Source organism: Enterococcus lactis, assembly GCF_015751045.1.
GTDB lineage: Bacteria > Bacillota > Bacilli > Lactobacillales > Enterococcaceae > Enterococcus_B > Enterococcus_B lactis.
The window spans coordinates 87742-108534 of record NZ_BNJW01000007.1 but is presented as its reverse complement, the minus strand read 5'-3'; the positions used below and the strand labels follow the sequence as shown (position 1 = coordinate 108534).

Sequence of the window (20793 nt, the reverse complement as noted above, 5' to 3'; positions counted from 1 at the left end):
CACAAAATGTTTGTCCTAACACTGTAATCGTGCTACACTAACAGTGAAGGAGGCGTTTACAATGGTAGACACTTATCGTAATATTTTAGTAGCAATTGATGGTTCTGAAAAGGCAGAAAAAGCATTTCTTGAGGCAATCACGATTGCCAAACGAAATCAAGCAACGTTGCACATCCTGTATGTCAATGAAGTAACAGGCAATTACTTTGGTGATTTTGCATTTGTTACAACAAGCCTGCAGGAAGAATTGGATGAGGTTGCGGAAAACCAGATGAAAGAACATCGAAACTTGGCAATCGAAAAAGGCCTGACAGATATCGAGACATATGTTCTTTACGGTTATCCAAAGACACTGATTGCTAATTTCCATGAATCGAAAGAACCAATCGATCTGATTGTCATGGGGGCGACAGGTCTGAATGCGGTAGAACGTGCGCTAGTAGGTTCCACTACTTCCTATGTAGTCAACCACGCATCATGTAACGTCATGGTTGTAAAATAAATAAATTAAAGGAACAGAAAGCAAAAAAGCATAATGCTTCTCTTGCTTTCTGTTCCTTTTTATTTTTTGCAAAAAATTACTTTACCTGATGAAGTAATCATGCTATGCTGATTACAACGACAGATGGAGTAATATGGAGGAGAGAACATGATTTCAAGTGATGGAATACGCGGATACAATGATGCGATTATTTTATCGATCCTTAACAAAAACGATTCTTATGGATACGAAATTTCTAAAACAATCCGTGAGAGGACAAATGATTCCTATGTAATCAAAGAGACGACACTTTACTCCGTTTTTGCCCGTTTAGAAAAGAATCAATTGATTGTTTCGTACCCTGGTGAAGTGACCCATGGAAAAAAACGGACCTATTATAAAATCACTGAAATAGGACGTAATCTTTTAGAAGAAAAAAAGCAAGAGTGGCTGACGACGAAAGACGTGGTCGATCAATTTTTGGAGGGAAAGTAAATGGATACAATCCGTAATTATTTAGAAAGTCTTTTTATCGGAGTACCCCGAAGTAACGAGATAGAAAAGCTGAAAGCTGATTTGTTGGCAAATATGGAAGATCATTATCATGAATTAATGGGAGAAGGGAAAAATGAACAAGAGGCCATTGGTACAGTCATCTCGACATTTGGTTCAATCGACGAATTATTAGAAGAATTAGATGTCAAAAAAGAAAATCCAAGTCCCGAGACGGAATCAAATCCAGCTTCGATTTATTTAAGCGAAGCAGAAAATTATTGGAAAGAATACAGAGCAGCAAGTCTTCAAGTAGCGTCAGGTGTCCTATTCACTTGTTTATCCTTTGCAGGATTTCTGTTCTTCTGTTCAACAGGCTATGCATTCATGGGTGTTTCTTGTCTGATTTTCGGTATAGCATTAGCTGTCGGTTTTTTCATCGCTTCTGGTATGAAAATCACCCGCTTAAATCACTTTTTGTATAATAGAAAAATACCTGAAAAAGTATTAGCAGAAGCAAAAGAAAAAGAAGAAGCATATCAGCGAAGTTTTGGCTTCTCGTTGATTGCAGGAATCGGATTATGTATTTTTTCACTTTTCCCACTTTTTGCTTCGATTTTGTGGTATATGGATGGTAGTATCGGTGCCTCTGGATTTTTTGTTACAGTAGGAACGGGTGTCTTTTTGATTATTTATGGCAGTCTTGTTCGTCATTCTTATCGTCAGTTCACTCAAAGCACTTATTCGTGGTAAGTGTGCACAAATTTGAACGCCATGAATCAGAGGTTGTGACAGAAGTAGTTATCTTCAAGAATTAGCTTCAAGAAAATTCGGCTTATTTTTCGTAGAAGCTACTTCTGGAACACTAGTTATTCGGAAAAAAGGACGGTGACACTTTTTTGTCACCGTCCTTTTTATATATAATAATTTAAAAATTCATCATCTAATTCCATAGAATTGTCTAGATCGCTTACCCACGTGAAATCGTTATAGACAGATTTGAGCTGGCTTCTGCGCCATTGTACAGGGATAAAAAGACGCATACTATCTTCATTGAACCCGACTAATAATTTTTTTCCGTCAGTAATGATGGGACGTTGCAACAAAGTAAAATGAGACACGATTAAATCGACAAGTTCTGAGGTCGTACATTGGTCAATTTGATCTTTCAAATTTTTATAATCAATCGAGCGTTTAGCTAATAGATCGTCAAATCCGTTTTCTGTTAATGATAATAAATAAAAGATTTCTTTTCTGGTTAAAGGCTGTTTAGGTGTGAAAATTCGTTCTCTGTAAGGCATTTGGTGGTCTTTCAGCCAATTTGCCATCAGATGGTAACTATGTGTACGAGAAGAATAGATCGTAAGCATAACAAAACTCCTTAAATTTTCCATTAATTTGTTCGATCTGTTGAGATAAATAATAGGTAAGGAGCTGTGTATAAGCGTGAAACAACCCAAACATCAATAGAAATAACTTTCTAAAGTCTTAAATTTGCGACGAGAAACAACTAGACTAATAGAAGGAATGTCTCAGCCATTTGGCTTCCTGTTTGTTTTTCTTGCTTATGCTGCAGCTCCTCGGGAAAGGGTTCTAACAATTTGAAGAAGGTTGATGATTGATCTAGTTTCAATTGTGTGAAATTTGAAATCTGGTGTTTTTACTAGATGAATCATCTAACAACTATGATTATAACTTATAGAACCGTCGTTTTGTATTCTGTTTTGTTATAGTTGTTATAAAGTTTTATTTTATTACAGAGCATATTTAATTAAGAGCGTATAGTTAAAAGTTAAAATTGCTGATGCACATAGAGTTTATGACTTCTTGGAAATTCTTTTTCAATCAGTTTTTTCATCTGTTTATGAAATTCTTTTTTTTCAGTAAACATAAAGGTTTGGGTATCGTAACCTTCTTCATTTAGGAAATAGATTATTCCTTTTTCTGTGTTTTGCGTATAAGCTTTTATACTCCTGTCTTTTTTGAAAGAACAGATCGTATAGTTTTCTATTTGGTCTGGGAGACGTTTGATTTTCTTCAAAATGACTTTTTTATCCTCAAGTTTCATTTTTTCACCTGACTTTATTTTTTATCATATGGAAATCATAGCGCCATTGGTTATATGAAAACAAGAAGGATACTGAAATATATACAAATCGAATAGCAGGTATTTGTTATTAGAATAACTAGTTCAAATAAATGACAACTATTTTCTGATTTATTACAAATGTTTTTTCAAATAAATTTGATTACCAAGAAAAGGTAGTGGTATATTTACTGAGGGATACTTTGAAAAACATATAATAGAAACAGTAACAGCATCATGAAAAAATTTTTTTATAAAAATGGAGGGATCGATTTAATGGAAGAGCAGTATTTACAAGCAATGACGATCGCAGGATCAGATAGCGATGGAAGCGCAGGGATGCAAGCAGATATGCATACATTCTTTACAAGAAGTGTTTACGGTGTTTCTGTCATGACCGCATGTGTTGCAGGAAATTCTTACGGAATCGGAGCAAGTGTGACCTTGCCAACCGATTTTATCGATAAAGAATTTGAACTGATTGCAGAGGACTTTCAAATACGTGCAGCTAAAACAGGTATGCTAGCAGATTCAAATTTGATTGAGACAGTTGTAAAAAATTATCAAAAATATGATTTTGGACCATTAGTCGTGGACCCCGTGATCGTAACGAAACATGGAAATCTTTTACTAGAAGAATCTGCTTTGCAAAGCTTGAAAGAAAAACTTGTCCCTTTGGCCGAAGTACTGACACCTAATTTTTACGAAGCAGAAAAGCTGACTGGACGGACATTAGCAACTGAAGAAGATTTTGTGCAAGCAGCAAAAGAACTGCAAGAGATGGGTGCGAAAAACGTCATGATCAAAGGACATCATGCAAAAGATGCGCAACAAGAAACAGTCAACGACTACGTATTGCTTGAATCAGGAAAATCATTTTGGCTGAATGCGCCATTTTATCCTACTGACCGGATCAATGGAACTGGCGATTCGTTATCTGCATGTATTGCAGCCGAATTAGCTAAAGGAAAAACAGTAGAACAAGCGATCCGATTGGCAAAAGACTATGTAAACCGTGCGATTCGTGAAGAAATAAACGTAGGGCATAAATATGGACCAATCAATCATTGGGCAGCCAGTGAATTAGAGTAAAAGAAAGAGGTTGTGAAATCAGCGTCCTGTCCTGAGTATTAGCTCAACAAACGGAAAAATAGTTCCTCATATTTTGCCGTTTGTTGAGCTAATACCGAAGGTCAGCTGATTGAACACCGTTTATTCAGAAAAAGAGGTTGTGACACGTTTTGTCACAGCCTCTTTTCTCTACTTGAATGGAAAAATTATAAGATTGGAGAAAATAATCGAGAAATTTGTTGTTTGAATAACAGCCAGTTAGACATTTCCTTCACTGTTTCAGTCGTCATTGGTGAACAATGTGTCTCATCTTCTTTAAACTGAGTAGCAAGTTCTTCTAAAAACTCAGGATCGTAGATGACAGCACTTGTTTCAAAATTCAATCGGTAGCTACGAATATCTTGATTTGCTGAACCTACCATGCAGATTTCATCATCCATTATCAATGTTTTTGCATGGAGGAAGCCATTCTCATAGACAAGGATTTGTACGTTTTCCTTGATGAGCTGACGAGCATAATATTGTGTTGCTCGATAAATAAAAGGATGATCCGGTTTATTGGGGATCATGATTTTTACATCGACACCAGAAGCAGTTGCGATTTTCAAAGCAGCAATGACACTTTCATCAGGAACGAGGTAAGGTGTCTGTATCCAAACACGTTTTTTAGCAGAAGTAATCAATTTGATAAACGAAAGCTTGATTTGTTCGCGTTCGTTATTTGGTCCGCTTGAGACAAGCTGGATGGACGTATCAGCAAGTTTGGATTCGTCTTGATCTGCTTTTTTAAAGAAATAATTCAAATGATAGCCGACCTTTTTTTCTTCAGGTACTGAGACGTTCCAGTCTGTTAAAAAACGAAGTTGAAGCAAAGAAGAAGCGGCACCGAAAATCCGTATATGCGTATCACGCCAATAGCCGAATTTTTTTGTCGTATTTACATACTGATTGGCAATGTTGAAGCCACCGGTGTAACTGATCTTTCCATCGATCACAACGATTTTCCGGTGATCATGGTAATTCAATCGGAAACGAAGCAATGCTTTTTGCGAGGTAACAAATGTATGGACATGTCCACCATTTTTGATTAGACGATTGAAATCTTTTGCTTTTGTGCCATGGGAGCCAAATGCATCATATAATATACGAACTTCTACGCCTTCTGCGGCTTTTTCTTCTAAAACGCGTAAGACTTGCTGACCGATAGTATCTGTCACAAATGCGTAATATTCGATATGGATCGAATGTTTGGCTTTTTTTAGATCTTGAAGCAGTGAATCTAATTTCTTTTGTCCGTCTGTGAGAAGAGTGACAGAATTCATTCTTGTCAGCGGCATACGATTTAATGAAGAGAAGAAGTCGACAAATTGTTGTTTGTCTTTGTCGCCCATGTCAGGATCGTAATGTTCAATGGTATCTCCTCTAAAAGACTGAAAGTTTTCTAATTCTTTCAAGTCACTTTGTCGGAGATAGAATTTTTTCTTATCCGTTAATCCACGTCCGAAAAATAAATATAATACAAAACCCACCCCAGGAAGGGCAAATAATACTAAGAGCCATGCCCAAATAGCTGCTACATCTCGGGGTTTGATCAAGATAGCCACTAAAGCAATAAGTGCATTCAATAGATAAAGGGCGGTTATAATACTAGATACCACAAAAATGTTCCTCCTTACATACAATAACATTAGTATAGCATGATAGAAGAAAGAAGCCTACCAAGGTGAATATACTTTTCACTCTTTTCATGAAAATGTAGGTAAATCGGGCTAAAGTAGTTGCTTTTTGTAGCTTAATAAGGTAGGATATTAGTACAGTTGAATATCTCCTTAGGGGAGTAACCGGCAACATTTTGTTGCGATAATATCAACAGTAAGTTAACCAAATGGTTTTCTGGTATTGTATGAAATGGTGAGACCTAAGACAAATGCGTATTTGTCTTAGGTCTCTTTTTTTTCAGACAGGACTAGGACCGAGATCAAAAAATGGGGGATGAAATTTGGAAAACAAGGAACAAGCACAACAAGCGGTCTATAAAGAAACGATCGACTCGTTGATGCAGCAAACGCAGAGCTCAACCGATGGATTGAGCACCACGCAAGCGAAGGAAAAATTAGAAAGAGATGGCTTGAACCAGCTAAAAGAAAAGCCGAAGAAGCCAACTTGGAAATTGTTCTTAGAAACCTTCAAAGATGCAATGGTTATCGTATTGCTGATTGTCGCACTGATTCAGATGGTCATGGGAGACTACATCGAATTCTTAGTTATTTTAGCAGTGTTGATGTTGAATTCTATCATCAGTGTTGTCCAAACAAAAAAAGCAGAAGGTTCTTTAGAGGCATTGAAAAATCTTTCAGCACCTGATGCTCGAGTGATTCGTGACGGTAAAGAAAAAACGATTCCGGCAAACGAACTTGTCGTAGGGGATATCGTGTTGTTAGACGCAGGCGATTATGTACCTGCTGATGGACGATTACTAGATGCGGGTTCATTAAAAGTAGATGAAGGCATGCTGACAGGAGAGTCGACTTCCGCAGAAAAAGAAGTAATGGATATCACAAGTACTGTTCCAATCGGTGATCGTACGAATATGGTATTCAGTGGAACGATCGTAACTTACGGACGCGGTAAATTCTTAGTGACTTCAACTGGGAACAATACGGAGATCGGACAAGTTGCTGGTCTTTTGGAATCAACAACTGAGCAAGTCACTCCGTTACAACGAGGTCTGGATAAATTCAGTAAAAAATTAAGTCTGGCTATTTTGGCATTATCTCTACTGATTTTAGGTATCCAATTGTTCCGTATTTATCTTGGAGAAGGTACAGGAGATATGACTGCAGATATCGTCAGCGCAGTGATGTTTGCCGTAGCCGTAGCCGTAGCTGCTATTCCAGAAGCATTACAGTCTATCGTAACAATCGTGTTATCTTTGGGAACGAATAAAATGGCGAAACGTCATGCCATTATCCGAAAACTTCCAGCAGTTGAGACACTTGGTTCGACAAGTATCATCTGTACAGATAAAACGGGTACATTGACACAAAACAAAATGACAGTTGTTGACTACTTTTTAGGAAATGGCGATACTGGAGATTTCACAAACGATCCTTCAAAGTGGACAGCTGACGAACGTCGTTTGATTGAAATCAGTGTCTTAGCGAATGATGCATCAATCAGTGAAGATGGGACTAAATTGGGCGACCCTACGGAAGTAGCGTTTATCGATTTTAGTGAAAAACTAAACCAGCCTTATCAGGAAATTCGAAACAACTACCCAAGACAAGCAGAACTTCCTTTTGACTCAGATCGAAAATTGATGTCTACTGGACACACGATCGATAACGAAAATTACTTATTTGTCAAAGGGGGACCAGATATCGTCTTCCAACGCAGTAAAAAGGTATTACTGAATGGCGAAGTTGTTCCGATGACGGATGAATTGATGAAAAAATTCCAAGAGCAAAATGAAGCTTTTTCAACACGAGCATTACGTGTACTAGCTTTTGCTTACCGTCCACTTGATAATTTTGATTTGTCATTTGAAGATGAAGATGATTTGATCCTTGTTGGTTTGCTTGCTATGATCGATCCTCCACGTGCTGAAGTCACTCAAGCGGTGACAGAAGCAAGAAGTGCAGGAATCAAAACGATCATGATTACTGGTGATCACAAAACAACAGCTGTTGCTATCGCAAAACAAATCGGGATTTTTGAAGAAGGAAACTTAGCTCTGACTGGAACGGAATTAGATGAATTAACAGAAGAGCAACTAAACGAAGTTTTAGAAAAAGTCACCGTTTATGCACGTGTTTCTCCTGAAAATAAAATCCGTATCGTTCGTGCTTGGCAAAATAAAGGTCATATCTCCGCTATGACAGGTGATGGCGTAAATGATGCACCAGCATTGAAACAAGCAGACATCGGGATTGCTATGGGAACTGGTACAGATGTGGCAAAAGATGCAGCAGCGATGGTATTGACGGATGACAACTTTGCTTCTATTGTCAGCGCAGTAGAAGTAGGACGTAACGTGTTTGATAATATCAAGAAAGCTATTTCTTATCTATTTGCCGGAAACTTAGGTGCGATCATTGCGATCATCTTTGCCTTAGTTGCTGACTGGTCCAATCCATTTACAGCATTACAACTGCTGTTCATCAATTTAGTCAATGACTCACTGCCAGCGATTGCATTAGGTACAGAAAAAGCAGAACCCGCTACGATGAACCGTCCGCCAAGAGATCCAAATTCAGGAATCTTTACGGACAAAACATTGATTTCTGTAACATATCGTGGTGTGCTGATTGGGATTGCTGTTATCTTCGCTCAATGGCTTGGCATGCAGCATTCACCTGAATTCGGTGTAGCTATGTCATTTTCAACATTGATTTGGTGTCGGACATTGCAAACATTCCCAGCACGTTCAAATACACAAACAGCTATCCAAGCAGGGTTCTTCTCTAACAGAAGTGTCTTACTAGCTGTAGTTGTATGTAGCGCGCTTTACTGCTTAACAATGATTCCAGGACTGAAAGAAGTCTTCTCTATCCCATCAGCATTTGGATTGACAGAAGTCTTTACATGTATGGGAATCGCCCTTGTGACAATCATCTTGATGGAAATCACGAAATTGATCATTGTACGAGTACAAGGAAATAAATAAAACGAATCAAGGAGGTTGTGAAATCAGCGTTCTGATCTGAGTATTAGAGAAACAAACGGAAAAATAGTTCCTCATATTTTGCCGTTTGTTGAGCTAATACCGAAGGTCAGCTGATTGAACACCGTTTATTCGGAATAAGGGACTGTGACACGACGTTTGTCACAGTCTTTTTTTATTTATAATAGACGGAAAGCAAAACATTTTTTTATTCATCAAAAGAGATATAATAGATAAAAGAGGAGAGTTATTTATTCCGAAAAGTGAAAATATCTAACAAAAATCAAAAAGTAAGAGGGATTCAAATGAATGAAAAAGAATGGGATGATTTTGCGGAAGAATATTATGAAATCCAGCAAGAATCACAAACAACTATTGCAGAAGATGTAAGAGAATATCTGAAGTCGGAGAAAGTCCTGCCTGCTGAAATAGTAGCAGACGTTGCCGGAGGATCTGGCAGATTTCTTTCTTTAGCAAAAGAAGTTAATCACTACGATTTGATTGATTTTTCTTCAGGAATGTTAGCAAATGCAAAAAAAGAAGCAGAAAAAATTGACTTATCAAATGTTTCCTTTATCAAACGATCATTAGAAGAATTTATCCAATCCAGTGAGACATATGAAGTGGTTTTTACAGCAGCAAACCCAGCTTTGACACATCCCAATCAATTAGAAAAACTGATGAAAAAGTCAAGCAAATGGTGCGTGATAATGAGAGTAGTGGAATCAATCGATGATGTTTTTTATCCTATCGAAAAGCAACTAGGAATGATAGAAGAAGATCCTAATACAACCCCATTTATCATGGATCAATTTGAATCATATTTAATTGATAAAGGATTCAAAGTAAAGAAAAAAGATTTTACTTATTTTGCACAGGAATCAATTACTGAAGAGTGGATGAAGATGTACTATGAAGAGTACGCAAAAGACCCTGTTATGACTAGATATATTCGCAAACTATTCAGTGAAAAACAAGAAATCATCAGTACGACTAGGTTGACCTATCGATTGCTTCTCTGGTCCAAGGACAAAAAAAGATCCCCTCACATTTCGTGAAGGGATCTTTTTTATGCGTGTATTATATTTTGTAATAACGAATATCATTTTCAATTTTTGTAATCGAGAAAGGTACGTCTGATGTATATTCTGCGCTTTCTCCATGTTCAGGAAGCGATTCGCTGAAAATCGTTTCATATTCGTCAACAGAGATTCGTTTTCGAGAATCCAGCATCTCTTGATGAGATTGCGCGAAGAGATATTCTTGATAGTTTTCCTCCAGATAACCTGTAAAAAATTCACTTACTGCACCAGAACCGTAGCTGAATAAACCAATGCGGTCTCCTGGCTGCAATGATTTCGAATTTTCCAGTAGAGAAGTTAGTCCAAGGTATAATGAACCAGTGTAAAGATTACCGATTCGTCGGCTGTAACGAATGCTTTCTTCATAGCGAGCCAGTAGCCGTTCTTGATTTCCTTCATCTGTTTGGTCTAATACGCTTTGCAATGCCTTTTTTCCCATCTTCGTATATGGGATATGGAAAGCAATCGCTTGATAATCTTCGAGTCCTCGACCCGATAATTCTTTATGTCGATTCCAAACTTTTTGGAACGATTCGATATACGTAGAATTAGATAAAGGTCCATCGACAACAGGAAATTCACTGTAATCTGGACGCCAGAAATCATAGATATCTTCTGTCAGAAATACGCTGTCGTCTTCAATCGATAAAATACGCGGATTTTGAGTGATCATCATCGCAACAGCACCGACACCTTGCGTCACTTCACCCCCGCTTGCCAAGCCGTAACGAGCAATATCACTTGCTATGACTAGTACTTTTCGTTCTGGATGATTTTTGACATATTCTTTTGCCATGTGTAAAGCTGCGGTGCCACCGTAGCAAGCTTCTTTTACTTCAAAAGAACGAGCAAAAGATTGGATTTTTAGTAAATGGTGGATAATTACCGCACTCGCTTTTGAATGGTCAATCCCGGATTCTGTTCCGACGATGACCATGTCGATTTGCTCACGGTCTTTTTCTGTCACGATCTTGCTGGCAGCATTTGCCCCTAGTGTAATGATATCTTCATTCGCACGATTGACTGCCATTTGGTCTTGACCAATACCGATATGATATTTTGCAGGGTCATCTCCACGGCTTTCTGCTAATTCTGTCATATCTAAATATAAATTAGGAATAAAAAAGGAAAGACGATCAATCCCTATTTTCATTTCAACACCTCTTTACTCATGATAAAAAACTTACTTTACTAAAGTATCATAAAAAGATTAAAAGAAATATAAAAAAGCGAATATTTAAGGATTGTTAAAATTTAATCTTAGAAAAAACTAACTGGAACAAGAGCTATTTGTTTTTATAGCAAAGAATGGTATATTTTTGTAGGAGGTGGCTTACTTGAAAGAAGTCGTAATGATAGATGCTGCAAGAACGCCGATAGGAAAGTATCGCGGAAGTTTAAGTTCATTTACTGCAGTTGAATTAGGCACACTTGTGACCAAAGAATTATTAGATAAAACAAAACTGAAAAAAGATAAAATAGATCAAGTAATATTCGGGAATGTCCTGCAGGCTGGTAATGGTCAAAATGTTGCTAGACAAATTGCTTTGAACAGCGGTATCCCAGTGGATGTCCCTGCAATGACAATCAATGAAGTTTGTGGATCTGGTATGAAAGCAGTGATTTTAGCACGTCAACTGATCCAATTAGGTGAAGCAGAGCTTGTGGTAGCAGGCGGAACAGAGAGTATGTCACAAGCACCTATGCTGAAACCCTATCAGTCAGAAACAAATGAATATGGCGAACCAATTTCCAGTATGGTCAACGACGGATTGACTGACGCATTTTCAAATGCACATATGGGATTAACCGCAGAGAATGTGGCAACCCAATTTTCTGTGAGCAGAGAAGAACAGGATCGTTATGCCTTGGCATCCCAATTGAAAGCAGCTCAAGCTGTTGAAGCTGGCATGTTTTCTGAGGAGATCATTCCGCTCAAGATTTCTGCTGAAGACGTGTTATCTGAGGATGAAGCAGTTCGTGGAAATAGTACATTGGAAAAATTGGGTACATTACGTACAGTATTCTCGGAAGAAGGAACAGTAACAGCAGGCAATGCTTCTCCATTGAATGACGGTGCCTCAGTGGTGATCCTTGCATCCAAAGAATACGCAGAGAATAATAATCTGCCTTATTTGGCAACCATCAAAGAAGTAGCGGAAGTTGGTATTGATCCAAGCATCATGGGAATCGCTCCAATCACAGCCATTCAAAAATTGACAGATAAAGCAGGAATAGCTTTACCAACGATCGATCTTTTTGAAATCAATGAAGCATTTGCGGCTTCATCTATCGTGGTCAATCGAGAACTACAGTTAGATGAAGAAAAGGTCAATATCTATGGAGGAGCAATCGCATTAGGACATCCAATTGGGGCAAGTGGTGCACGGATTTTGACCACGTTAGCTTACGGATTGCTTCGTGAGCAGAAGAGATACGGGATTGCTTCATTATGTGTTGGCGGAGGTTTAGGCTTGGCAGTCTTGTTAGAAGCGAATACGGAGCAAACACGTGAGGATTTGCAAAAAAAAAAGTTCTATCAGCTCACGCCATCTGAACGGCGCAGTCAATTAGTCGAAAAAGGTGTATTGACACAGGAAAATGCACTGATTTTTGAGGAACAAACACTTTCTGAAGAGCTCTCAGATCATATGATTGAAAACCAAGTGAGCGAAGTGGAAATCCCAATGGGCATTGCACAAAATTTCCAAATCAATGGCAAGAAAAAATGGATCCCGATGGCTACAGAAGAACCATCTGTTATTGCAGCTGCAAGCAATGGCGCAAAAATCTGCGGAAATATCTGTGCAGAAACACCTCAACGGCTGATGCGCGGACAAATCGTTCTATCAGGAAAATCGGAGTATCAAGCAGTGATCAATGCAGTGAATCATCGAAAAGAAGAACTGATTCTTTGTGCAAATGAAAGCTATCCTTCCATCGTGAAACGCGGGGGCGGTGTTCAAGATATCTCTACACGGGAATTTATGGGAAGTTTCCATGCCTACCTATCTATTGATTTTTTAGTGGATGTAAAAGATGCAATGGGTGCCAACATGATCAACTCGATTCTTGAGAGCGTAGCAAACAAATTACGGGAATGGTTCCCTGAGGAGGAGATTCTATTCAGTATTTTAAGTAATTTTGCTACAGAATCGTTGGCTTCTGCCTGTTGTGAAATCCCCTTTGAACGCTTAGGAAGAAGTAAAGAAATTGGTGAACAAATTGCTAAAAAAATCCAGCAAGCAGGGGAATACGCGAAGCTTGATCCGTATCGTGCAGCGACGCATAATAAAGGAATCATGAATGGTATAGAAGCTGTAGTAGCAGCTACAGGAAATGATACACGTGCGGTAAGTGCTTCGATCCATGCCTATGCGGCAAGAAACGGATTATACCAAGGATTAACAGACTGGCAGATTAAAGAAAATAAACTAGTTGGGAAGTTAACAGTGCCTTTGGCTGTGGCTACAGTGGGCGGAGCTTCTAATATCCTGCCAAAAGCTAAAGTATCCTTAGCTATGCTAGATGTCGATTCAGCCAAGGAACTAGCGCAAGTAATGGCTGCTGTAGGGTTAGCTCAAAATCTTGCTGCTTTGCGAGCATTAGTTACAGAAGGAATCCAAAAAGGACACATGGGGCTTCAAGCTCGTTCATTAGCGATCTCAATTGGGGCAGTTGGTGAGGAAATCGAGCAAGTTGCGCAAAAATTACGTGAAGCAGAAAAGATGAATCAGCAGACAGCTATACAGCTATTGGAAAAAATCCGAGAAAAATAAAAAAGTATCTTTAGAGGAAGAAAGCAAGATTTGCAGTTATTTTATTTACTGCAGATCTTGCCTTTTTTTCTTTTACGAGAAAAATGCGTTCATTGTTAGAATATTTTTCTAGCTATAATTAAGTGTGCGCACAAAATAAAAAAGAATGGAGAACTTATGAATAAGAAAAAACTTACCGTACTACTGAGCATCTGTTTTGGGGTGTTTTTACTAGGTTATAAAGTCCCAATCTCTTATGCCAATATGACTACCGAATCTTGGACAGTTCGTACATATAATCGGAATTGGATGAGTCAGTTAAGAGATGATGTACGTCTATCAGAATTATCTATTCCAGGGACACACAATTCAGCGACAGCAACTTATAGAGGAGGACTCAGTGATTATGTGAGAACACAAAGTATCGACATCCGCAAGCAACTTGACAATGAAATACGTTTTTTAGATATACGTGCCATTGATGGTGTTTTTACGATGCATCACGACAGGTACTATCTAAACCAGAATTTCGGTGATGTACTTAATAAAACAGTGGCCTTTCTTCGTGACAATCCTGAAGAAGTAGTCTATATGAGATTGAAACAAGAATACAGTAGTGAAAATGACCATACATTCAACCATATTCTTAATACACGATATTTACAAGATAGTCGCTGGAGAGATTACTTTACGCTAATCCGACTCTTAGCGAGACACGAGGAAAAATCGTCATTTTTCGTAATTTCTTGGGAAATAATGTCGGAATCCCTTATCCGTCAAGTTTTGATATACAAGACTATTGGAATCCAGTGAATCCAAATGATAAACGATGGGCTGTCGAGCAGCAAATTGATAGCGCAAATCAAAGTAGAGGGACGAATGGTGTTAAATATATCAATTTTTTAAGTGCAAACGGATTTTGGAGCGGCGTACAGGGGTAGGCAGCAGTAACCAATCCTTTTACCTATCGTCGTATATTACATAGAAATATCAGACACATAGGAATCGTTCCTAACGATTACCCAAGCGAAAAGCTCGTCAATGCGATTATTGACATCAATCATCGCTTATTAAAAGATACTGAAAGCAGAGGCAAATACCATGGCTATATCGCTTCTATTCAATGTCAAGCAGATGTTTGGAGAGTAGTAGACTGGAATCAGAGTAACAATACTGGGATCATATTTAGAAATCGAGGTCATTCAAATCAAAAATGGATTTTCGAATATGATGAACAGACAAGATCATATATCCTAAGAAGTCTGGCAAATCCAAGATATCTTCTAGCAGAAGATATCTCATCTCGTGACGTAGAGATGATCGGTGGTTTCTTGACTCGGGCAAGATGGCGATTGATACCAGCTAGGGAAGAGCATGTAAATGGGGATGTTTATTATCTACAAAGTGTTCGGAGCCAACGAGTCTTAACTGTGCAAAACGACATATATTTAGATAATCGTCCTTTGCGTATGCAACCTTTGGAACATGCGCAAAGACAACGCTTTGTCATTCACAGAGAGGACATGCAATAGACAAGAAAAACAAATTGAAAAAAGCACGAATCTATTGTTATATTCGGATATATATTTTTAATATTAACTATTTATTATATGACTAAAAAGGCTGGAATCTTCGATTCCAGCCTTTTGTGACAAATAGAATTTTTATCTATCGGTAATCGCTGTCGCTGCAAATTGTTCAATTAAAGGAATCAAAGTCAATTTGACTTTGTATTTTCGTTCAAGTGCTTTTTCGATGACAAATTCATTTTCAGCAGTCATAGAAATAGTTGCTAACTTACGAGGTTCATCCGCATTTTTTTCATAAATAACTACTTCTTGTTCATTTTGTTCTGTGTAAAATTTAGGATACTCAGCAACAGCTTTTGAAAAATCAGCAAAACTTAAAGCGGCATTCGTATCAGTTGAGCGTGTATTTTCAGTTGTGTCCGCTTTTGGTTCTTCCACTTTTTCTTCTGGCACACTGACTGTTTCTTCTGTCACTGGTGTTGCAACGGTTTGTGCAGTTGGTTCATCGTTTTTCAATCGTTGATCATTCCAGTAAGATACGATCTCAATAAGAAGATTGTCACGGAATCGTTCGAAAATACCGTTTTCTCCCGAACGGATCCGCTTTAATACAGTATTGAAATTATCATCGATAGGCACGTTGATTCGTGTATCTTCATTTGTTTTTCCAGCTAATCCGATCGTTAAGATTTGACGGTTTTTGGGATCAAGCATGACTTGTAATGGCAAACCATAACGTCTCAAGCTTTCATCTTCTAGAGAACGGAATAACTGTCCTCTTACACCATCCAATGAAGGACGGAATTGATTTAATAATTTTTGTTTCTGTTTTTTCTTCATATGTTCTCTCCTTCGCTCATACCCTTTCGATTATAAGAAAAAAAAAGCCAAATGAAAAGGAGTAATGCAAAAAAACTTGCGTATACGCAAATTACAACAGAAAAATTTGCTTATTTTTCCATTTTTTGAAAGAAAAATAAAAAAAGGAACAGGTTATCTATTCACATAACCTGTTCCAATCTTTTTATCTTTTCGGTATCAAGGCAAAAACAGGTAACTCAGGTGAATAAATGACTTCGTGTTCGTGCCAAGTTGTGACCATTAGTGAATGATCGAACCGTTTTTTTAGCTCTTCGATAATTTGATCATGTGTCCAGTTTCTTGCAGGAAAATGTTGGATCTTCTCTGCATCGATCAAAAAGACAAAATCGGAATGAAAAGTCTGAATGACTTCTTCCGAGAGAGAATTCAAGCGTTCGATTGGATCCATAAAATCACCTTTCGACTTAGAATTGGGTAGTATCTGGGTCTTTTGCCTTGCCAACTACACCATCTAATTGATCAATTTGTTTCATTTCTTCTTCTGTCAATTCAAAATCAAACAGTTCAGTATTTTCTTTGATTCTGCTTGGTGTGACTGACTTAGGAAGAGGAAGGAATCCGTGTTGCAATGACCAACGTAAAGCAACTTGTGCGATCGTCTTATCATGCGCTTCAGCGATTTGTTTCATTTCAGGTACATCGAAGATTTTCCCAGTGCCTAATGGGCTGTATGCTTCAAGGATCATCTCATGTTTTTTTGCATACTCAACTACAGCTGGCTGTAATTCACCTGGTGCAAGGAAAACTTGATTGACCATTGGCATGATTTTTGCTGTTTTAGCAAGTGTATCTAGATGGTGGGGCAAGAAATTGCTGACACCAATTGCTTTGATTTTACCTGCTTCATACAGTTCTTCAAATGCTCGCCATGTATCTGCGTTTGCTTGTTCCCAATTATCACGAAAAGCAACTGGATTTGGCCAGTGAATCAAGAACAGATCTACATAATCTGTTTGGAGTTTCTTTAATGATTCCTCAAAAGAAGACATCACAAGTTCATAACTGTGATTGGCATTCCATAACTTTGTTGTTAGGAAGATCTCTTCTCTAGGAATGCCACTTTCCTTAATCGCTTGGCCGACACTTTCTTCATTCTTGTATCCTTGGGCAGTATCGATATGGCGATAACCTGCAGCCAGTGCTTCTTTAACAGAGGAAACAGCGACATCCCCGTCAGGTGTTTGCCATGTGCCGAATCCTACTACTGGAATTTCGTAACCATTTGATAGACGATACGTGCTTGTTAATGAATTCATACTTTCAGCTCCTTTTTTATTCGTTCATCTATAAGTTTAGCGCATTTTCCAAAAAAAAGAATCCATTTTGTTTCTACTATTGAAATTTTTGTTTAAAAGAAAATGATTTTGATTCTGGCATTTTTGATTTTTTTTCCGTAAACTAGGACAGAAGGGAATGAAGAAATGGATATCTATTTAAAAAAAGCAATCCTGCATATTATTGACAGAGAAACAGGTTCGCCGGTCTTTTCACAAAAAGAGCTAGATCTGACAAAAGAATATATTCGTGATTTTCTTCAAAAGAAAATCCAAAAAATCTCTTCTGCCCAAACGAAAACTGGACAATTGGCAGAAGAAAGCATGATCGTTGAATCACTTAAAATCGCTCAAGAAAATTTTGTGGAAGCAAGTGAAGCAATCGTTCAGCGATGGTTCGATATTTACCAAGAAAGTGAAGAGGCGCCAAGTGCAGATGTATTTGTTGTTTTGTATGAATTAGATACAGTGATGTACCTATCTTTATTGAAAGTCAATTATCGTGAGGCTTATACGCATTTTGTTGAAGCAGACGAAGTAGGGATTGACAACCGTTTGATTTTGAACCGAGCAATACTAGGCGCGAAAACACAAAAAGCAGATGAAGCCTTCGCGGTGAACTTGTCCGATTGGACCTACGAATTGATTGAAAAAAAATATGAGTTTTCCGGTAAAAAAGAGCTTTATTTTTCTGGAAGAGTGATCGAAAGTGTTCCTGCACCTTCTTTAGAGGAAAACGTAAAAGTGATCCAAAAAGTAGCCAAGCATCTCGGAAAAAAATTCGAGACAGAAGAATTTGATATCATGGCTGATTTAAAAGAAGCTGTCTATGACACGATAGAAGAAAAAGGACGGTTGGATCATGAGATGATCGCAGAAAAAGTCTTCAAGGAAAACATTACGGCAAAACTGGCTTTTAAAGAAGAAGTACAGGAGCAAGGGTTTGTCCCAGAAGCACCCCCTGTAAAAGAAGTACAAGAAATTTCTGAGAAAAAATTTGGAAAACAAAAATTTAAACTATCAAACGGAATCGAACTGATTGTACCAGTCGATGTATATCGCAACCCAGATTTGATTGAATTTGTGAATAATCCGGATGGTACGATATCTGTGATGATCAAAAATGTGGATGAAGTATTGAATCGTTTATAAAAGAGACTGGAACATTAGATGTTCAACTACCGATGTTTAGTTGAATGAATGGTCCATGAGAAAGATCTGAAAAGACGAATATAACAAAAAAAGAGCGTGAGACAAAAGTAAAGAACACTTTAGTCTCACGCTCTAAACACGTATAAACGGCGGAAGCAGAAGCAACTCCTTCGGAAATAAGCTGAAATTCACAAGAATTTGAAAAGCAAGTTTCATGAATTTCTTCTTATTTCTTGGAGTTAAACGCTTCTGTCCCTGCCTCTTTTTATCTAATAAAATTTTAAGACCACCGATTATTGATCGATTTTTTCTGCCGCATTTTTAGGGACTTCAGAAGCTTTTATTTCTTCCCAGCTTAATACACCTTTACGAGCATTGACTTTGAGTTGGAGATACGCATTCATTTTTAATGGATGTTCTCTTACTTCATGAAGCGTCACTTGTTTTTTTTCTCCATCTTTGTTATAAGCCGCTTGCTTGTAGGTATAAGTCGTAAATTTTTCTCCATTATCTGTTCGGAAAGCTGACATTTCGCCATTCGTCGTGATTTTTGTATAATAGGCTTCGCCGCCGTAAAAATAATGATAGGCTGCAAAACTTCCGCCGAGAAAGATGCCTAAAACGACAAGTACGCCAATTAATTTTTTCATGTACTTCACCTCTCTTCTTATTATTAACGAAATAGAAGATTTCGTCTATTGAAAGTTGTTGGCGACAGCTGAATTTTAAACTTTTCCTCATTTTGTTCTTATTGCTTCAAAAGAAAGTTAAAGAAGAGCTTGAAGTTTTTCTCAAAAAACATAATTTTTTATTTATAAAAGGTACTTTTTTCGCGTATAAGACAGGCGAGTGCTCTTAGTTGACTTTGACCAATTTTGACGTATAATAAGCTTAGTTCGAATCTTACAAAAAGTAAGCCGGACGTATTCTTTTTGATTTATTCAAAAAAAGACTATAATAAAAAAGTGAGAGCTGAAATCCTTCAGTGATCTATATTATTTAGGAGGTTTGTAAATTATGGCAAAAGAACATTACGACAGAAGTAAACCACACGTTAACATTGGTACAATTGGACACGTTGACCATGGGAAAACTACTTTAACTGCTGCGATCACTACAGTATTAGGCAAAAAAGGCCTAGCAAATCCTCAAGACTATGCTAGTATTGATGCAGCTCCAGAAGAACGTGAACGCGGGATTACGATCAATACCGCACACGTAGAATATGAAACAGAAAAACGCCACTATGCGCATATCGATGCACCAGGACACGCGGACTATGTGAAAAACATGATTACAGGGGCAGCCCAAATGGATGGTGCCATCTTAGTCGTTTCTGCCACTGATGGTCCGATGCCTCAAACACGTGAACACATTTTGTTGTCACGTCAAGTTGGTGTAAAATACCTAATTGTTTTCTTGAACAAAGTAGATTTAGTCGATGATGAAGAATTGATCGATTTGGTAGAAATGGAAGTTCGCGAGTTATTGAGCGAATATGGTTTCCCAGGCGATGATACTCCTGTGATCAAAGGTTCCGCATTAAAAGCATTGCAAGGCGATCCAGATGCTGAAGCTGCTATTATGGAACTGATGGATACAGTGGATGAATATATCCCAACACCAGAACGTGATACAGATAAACCATTACTATTACCAGTGGAAGATGTTTTCTCCATTACAGGACGAGGAACTGTTGCCTCAGGTCGTATTGACCGCGGTGCTGTTCGTGTCGGTGATGAAGTAGAGATCGTAGGGATCAAACCTGAAACACAAAAAGCAGTTGTCACAGGTGTAGAAATGTTCCGTAAAACGTTAGATTACGGGGAAGCTGGGGATAACGTAGGCGTACTGTTACGTGGTATCCAACGTGACGATATCGAACGTGGACAAGTACTTGCTAAACCAGGTTCCATTACTCCACATACAAAATTCAAAGCTGAAGTGTACGTGTTGACAAAAGAAGAAGGTGGACGTCATACACCATTCTTTAACAACTACCGCCCACAATTCTACTTCCGTACAACTGACGTTACTGGAACAATCACGTTACCAGAAGATACAGAAATGGTCATGCCTGGTGACAATGTGACGATTGATGTTGACTTGATCCACCCAATCGCTGTTGAAAACGGAACGACCTTCTCCATTCGTGAAGGTGGCCGTACAGTAGGTTCAGGTATCGTTACAGAAATCGAAGCATAAGAAACGTGACTCGAATATTTTGGTAATGAAAAATGTTTAAAATGAAAAGCGGTCAAAACAGAAATCTTGTTTTGACCGCTTTTTTTGTTCTTCAATTGTACAATAAGAGAGGGCAGGA

The 20793-nt window shown here is 38.1% G+C and carries 18 protein-coding genes; 10 read left to right on the top strand and 8 right to left on the bottom strand.

Annotation, left to right across the window (positions count from 1 at the left end; translation table 11 throughout):
* Positions 1-61: 61 nt before the first annotated feature.
* The 3 genes from KFO35_RS05500 (at position 62) to KFO35_RS05490 (ending at position 1726) form a co-directional block, all read left to right on the top strand.
* A complete protein-coding gene (locus KFO35_RS05500; protein ID WP_002289467.1) occupies positions 62-502 on the top strand; it encodes a universal stress protein in 441 nt (146 codons plus the stop codon).
* Between the two features lie 147 nt (positions 503-649).
* Positions 650-976, top strand: a complete 327-nt coding sequence (locus KFO35_RS05495) for a PadR family transcriptional regulator (protein ID WP_002291828.1) — start codon at positions 650-652, stop codon at positions 974-976.
* On the top strand, positions 977-1726 hold the full coding sequence (locus tag KFO35_RS05490; RefSeq protein WP_002315237.1) for a permease prefix domain 1-containing protein: 750 nt from the start codon (positions 977-979) through the stop codon (positions 1724-1726).
* A gap of 161 nt (positions 1727-1887) precedes the next feature.
* Here the strand turns inward: KFO35_RS05490 and KFO35_RS05485 are convergent, their stop codons facing one another.
* Both KFO35_RS05485 and KFO35_RS05480 read right to left on the bottom strand, forming a co-directional pair.
* Positions 1888-2343: a Spx/MgsR family RNA polymerase-binding regulatory protein gene (locus tag KFO35_RS05485; RefSeq protein ID WP_002291831.1), complete on the bottom strand. Its 456-nt coding sequence runs from the start codon at positions 2341-2343 to the stop codon at positions 1888-1890.
* 422 nt (positions 2344-2765) lie between these two features.
* Positions 2766-3041: a hypothetical protein gene (locus KFO35_RS05480; protein WP_002315235.1), complete on the bottom strand. Its 276-nt coding sequence runs from the start codon at positions 3039-3041 to the stop codon at positions 2766-2768.
* Positions 3042-3335: 294 nt separating this feature from the next.
* Between KFO35_RS05480 and thiD the strand changes: the two genes are divergently transcribed.
* Entirely contained in the window at positions 3336-4151 is an 816-nt protein-coding gene (thiD, locus tag KFO35_RS05475) for a bifunctional hydroxymethylpyrimidine kinase/phosphomethylpyrimidine kinase (RefSeq protein WP_156272203.1), read from the top strand.
* Positions 4152-4336: 185 nt separating this feature from the next.
* On the opposite strand, the gene cls is transcribed toward thiD, so the two are convergent.
* Positions 4337-5818: a cardiolipin synthase gene (cls, locus tag KFO35_RS05470; protein ID WP_156272189.1), complete on the bottom strand. Its 1482-nt coding sequence runs from the start codon at positions 5816-5818 to the stop codon at positions 4337-4339.
* Positions 5819-6129: 311 nt separating this feature from the next.
* On the opposite strand from cls, the gene KFO35_RS05465 reads away from it, so the two are divergent.
* Both KFO35_RS05465 and KFO35_RS05460 read left to right on the top strand, forming a co-directional pair.
* On the top strand, positions 6130-8796 hold the full coding sequence (locus tag KFO35_RS05465; protein ID WP_024636181.1) for a cation-translocating P-type ATPase: 2667 nt from the start codon (positions 6130-6132) through the stop codon (positions 8794-8796).
* Positions 8797-9098: 302 nt separating this feature from the next.
* Positions 9099-9851 (top strand): class I SAM-dependent methyltransferase, encoded by a 753-nt coding sequence (locus tag KFO35_RS05460; RefSeq protein WP_002315232.1) that lies wholly within the window; start codon positions 9099-9101, stop codon positions 9849-9851.
* A gap of 22 nt (positions 9852-9873) precedes the next feature.
* On the opposite strand, the gene KFO35_RS05455 is transcribed toward KFO35_RS05460, so the two are convergent.
* Positions 9874-11028, bottom strand: a complete 1155-nt coding sequence (locus KFO35_RS05455; protein WP_002335590.1) for a hydroxymethylglutaryl-CoA synthase — start codon at positions 11026-11028, stop codon at positions 9874-9876.
* Between the two features lie 184 nt (positions 11029-11212).
* Here KFO35_RS05455 and KFO35_RS05450 point away from each other — a divergent pair, with 184 nt between their 5' ends.
* Entirely contained in the window at positions 11213-13654 is a 2442-nt protein-coding gene (locus tag KFO35_RS05450) for a hydroxymethylglutaryl-CoA reductase, degradative (protein WP_002315230.1), read from the top strand.
* Between the two features lie 201 nt (positions 13655-13855).
* Positions 13856-14446: a phosphatidylinositol-specific phospholipase C domain-containing protein gene (locus tag KFO35_RS14145; RefSeq protein WP_231401884.1), complete on the top strand. Its 591-nt coding sequence runs from the start codon at positions 13856-13858 to the stop codon at positions 14444-14446.
* Between the two features lie 851 nt (positions 14447-15297).
* Here KFO35_RS14145 and KFO35_RS05440 read toward each other — a convergent pair.
* The 3 genes from KFO35_RS05440 to KFO35_RS05430 all read right to left on the bottom strand — a co-directional run bounded on the left by KFO35_RS05440 (position 15298) and on the right by KFO35_RS05430 (position 17300).
* Positions 15298-16002, bottom strand: a complete 705-nt coding sequence (locus tag KFO35_RS05440; protein ID WP_002290126.1) for a hypothetical protein — start codon at positions 16000-16002, stop codon at positions 15298-15300.
* A gap of 184 nt (positions 16003-16186) precedes the next feature.
* Positions 16187-16432, bottom strand: coding sequence for a hypothetical protein (locus tag KFO35_RS05435; RefSeq protein WP_002290128.1), 246 nt, complete (start codon positions 16430-16432; stop codon positions 16187-16189).
* Positions 16433-16448: 16 nt separating this feature from the next.
* Entirely contained in the window at positions 16449-17300 is an 852-nt protein-coding gene (locus KFO35_RS05430; RefSeq protein ID WP_002290130.1) for an aldo/keto reductase, read from the bottom strand.
* A gap of 165 nt (positions 17301-17465) precedes the next feature.
* Between KFO35_RS05430 and KFO35_RS05425 the strand changes: the two genes are divergently transcribed.
* A complete protein-coding gene (locus tag KFO35_RS05425) occupies positions 17466-18470 on the top strand; it encodes a nucleoid-associated protein (RefSeq protein ID WP_002290131.1) in 1005 nt (334 codons plus the stop codon).
* A 293-nt stretch (positions 18471-18763) separates the two neighbouring features.
* Here the strand turns inward: KFO35_RS05425 and KFO35_RS05420 are convergent, their stop codons facing one another.
* Positions 18764-19120 (bottom strand): YxeA family protein, encoded by a 357-nt coding sequence (locus KFO35_RS05420; RefSeq protein ID WP_156272187.1) that lies wholly within the window; start codon positions 19118-19120, stop codon positions 18764-18766.
* Positions 19121-19487: 367 nt separating this feature from the next.
* Between KFO35_RS05420 and tuf the strand changes: the two genes are divergently transcribed.
* Positions 19488-20675 (top strand): elongation factor Tu, encoded by a 1188-nt coding sequence (tuf, locus tag KFO35_RS05415; RefSeq protein WP_002289463.1) that lies wholly within the window; start codon positions 19488-19490, stop codon positions 20673-20675.
* The last annotated feature ends 118 nt before the right edge of the window (positions 20676-20793 follow it).

Bases quoted from the DNA above. Each gene is read 5' to 3' on its own strand.
- KFO35_RS05500 (WP_002289467.1), top strand. From the start codon at position 62: ATGGTAGACACTTATCGTAATATTTTAGTAGCAATTGATGGTTCTGAA.
- KFO35_RS05495 (WP_002291828.1), top strand. From the start codon at position 650: ATGATTTCAAGTGATGGAATACGCGGATACAATGATGCGATTATTTTA.
- KFO35_RS05490 (WP_002315237.1), top strand. From the start codon at position 977: ATGGATACAATCCGTAATTATTTAGAAAGTCTTTTTATCGGAGTACCC.
- KFO35_RS05485 (WP_002291831.1), bottom strand. From the start codon at position 2,343: ATGCTTACGATCTATTCTTCTCGTACACATAGTTACCATCTGATGGCA.
- KFO35_RS05480 (WP_002315235.1), bottom strand. From the start codon at position 3,041: ATGAAACTTGAGGATAAAAAAGTCATTTTGAAGAAAATCAAACGTCTC.
- thiD (WP_156272203.1), top strand. From the start codon at position 3,336: ATGGAAGAGCAGTATTTACAAGCAATGACGATCGCAGGATCAGATAGC.
- cls (WP_156272189.1), bottom strand. From the start codon at position 5,818: ATGTTATTGTATGTAAGGAGGAACATTTTTGTGGTATCTAGTATTATA.
- KFO35_RS05460 (WP_002315232.1), top strand. From the start codon at position 9,099: ATGAATGAAAAAGAATGGGATGATTTTGCGGAAGAATATTATGAAATC.
- KFO35_RS05455 (WP_002335590.1), bottom strand. From the start codon at position 11,028: ATGAAAATAGGGATTGATCGTCTTTCCTTTTTTATTCCTAATTTATAT.
- KFO35_RS05440 (WP_002290126.1), bottom strand. From the start codon at position 16,002: ATGAAGAAAAAACAGAAACAAAAATTATTAAATCAATTCCGTCCTTCA.
- KFO35_RS05435 (WP_002290128.1), bottom strand. From the start codon at position 16,432: ATGGATCCAATCGAACGCTTGAATTCTCTCTCGGAAGAAGTCATTCAG.
- KFO35_RS05430 (WP_002290130.1), bottom strand. From the start codon at position 17,300: ATGAATTCATTAACAAGCACGTATCGTCTATCAAATGGTTACGAAATT.
- KFO35_RS05425 (WP_002290131.1), top strand. From the start codon at position 17,466: ATGGATATCTATTTAAAAAAAGCAATCCTGCATATTATTGACAGAGAA.
- KFO35_RS05420 (WP_156272187.1), bottom strand. From the start codon at position 19,120: ATGAAAAAATTAATTGGCGTACTTGTCGTTTTAGGCATCTTTCTCGGC.
- tuf (WP_002289463.1), top strand. From the start codon at position 19,488: ATGGCAAAAGAACATTACGACAGAAGTAAACCACACGTTAACATTGGT.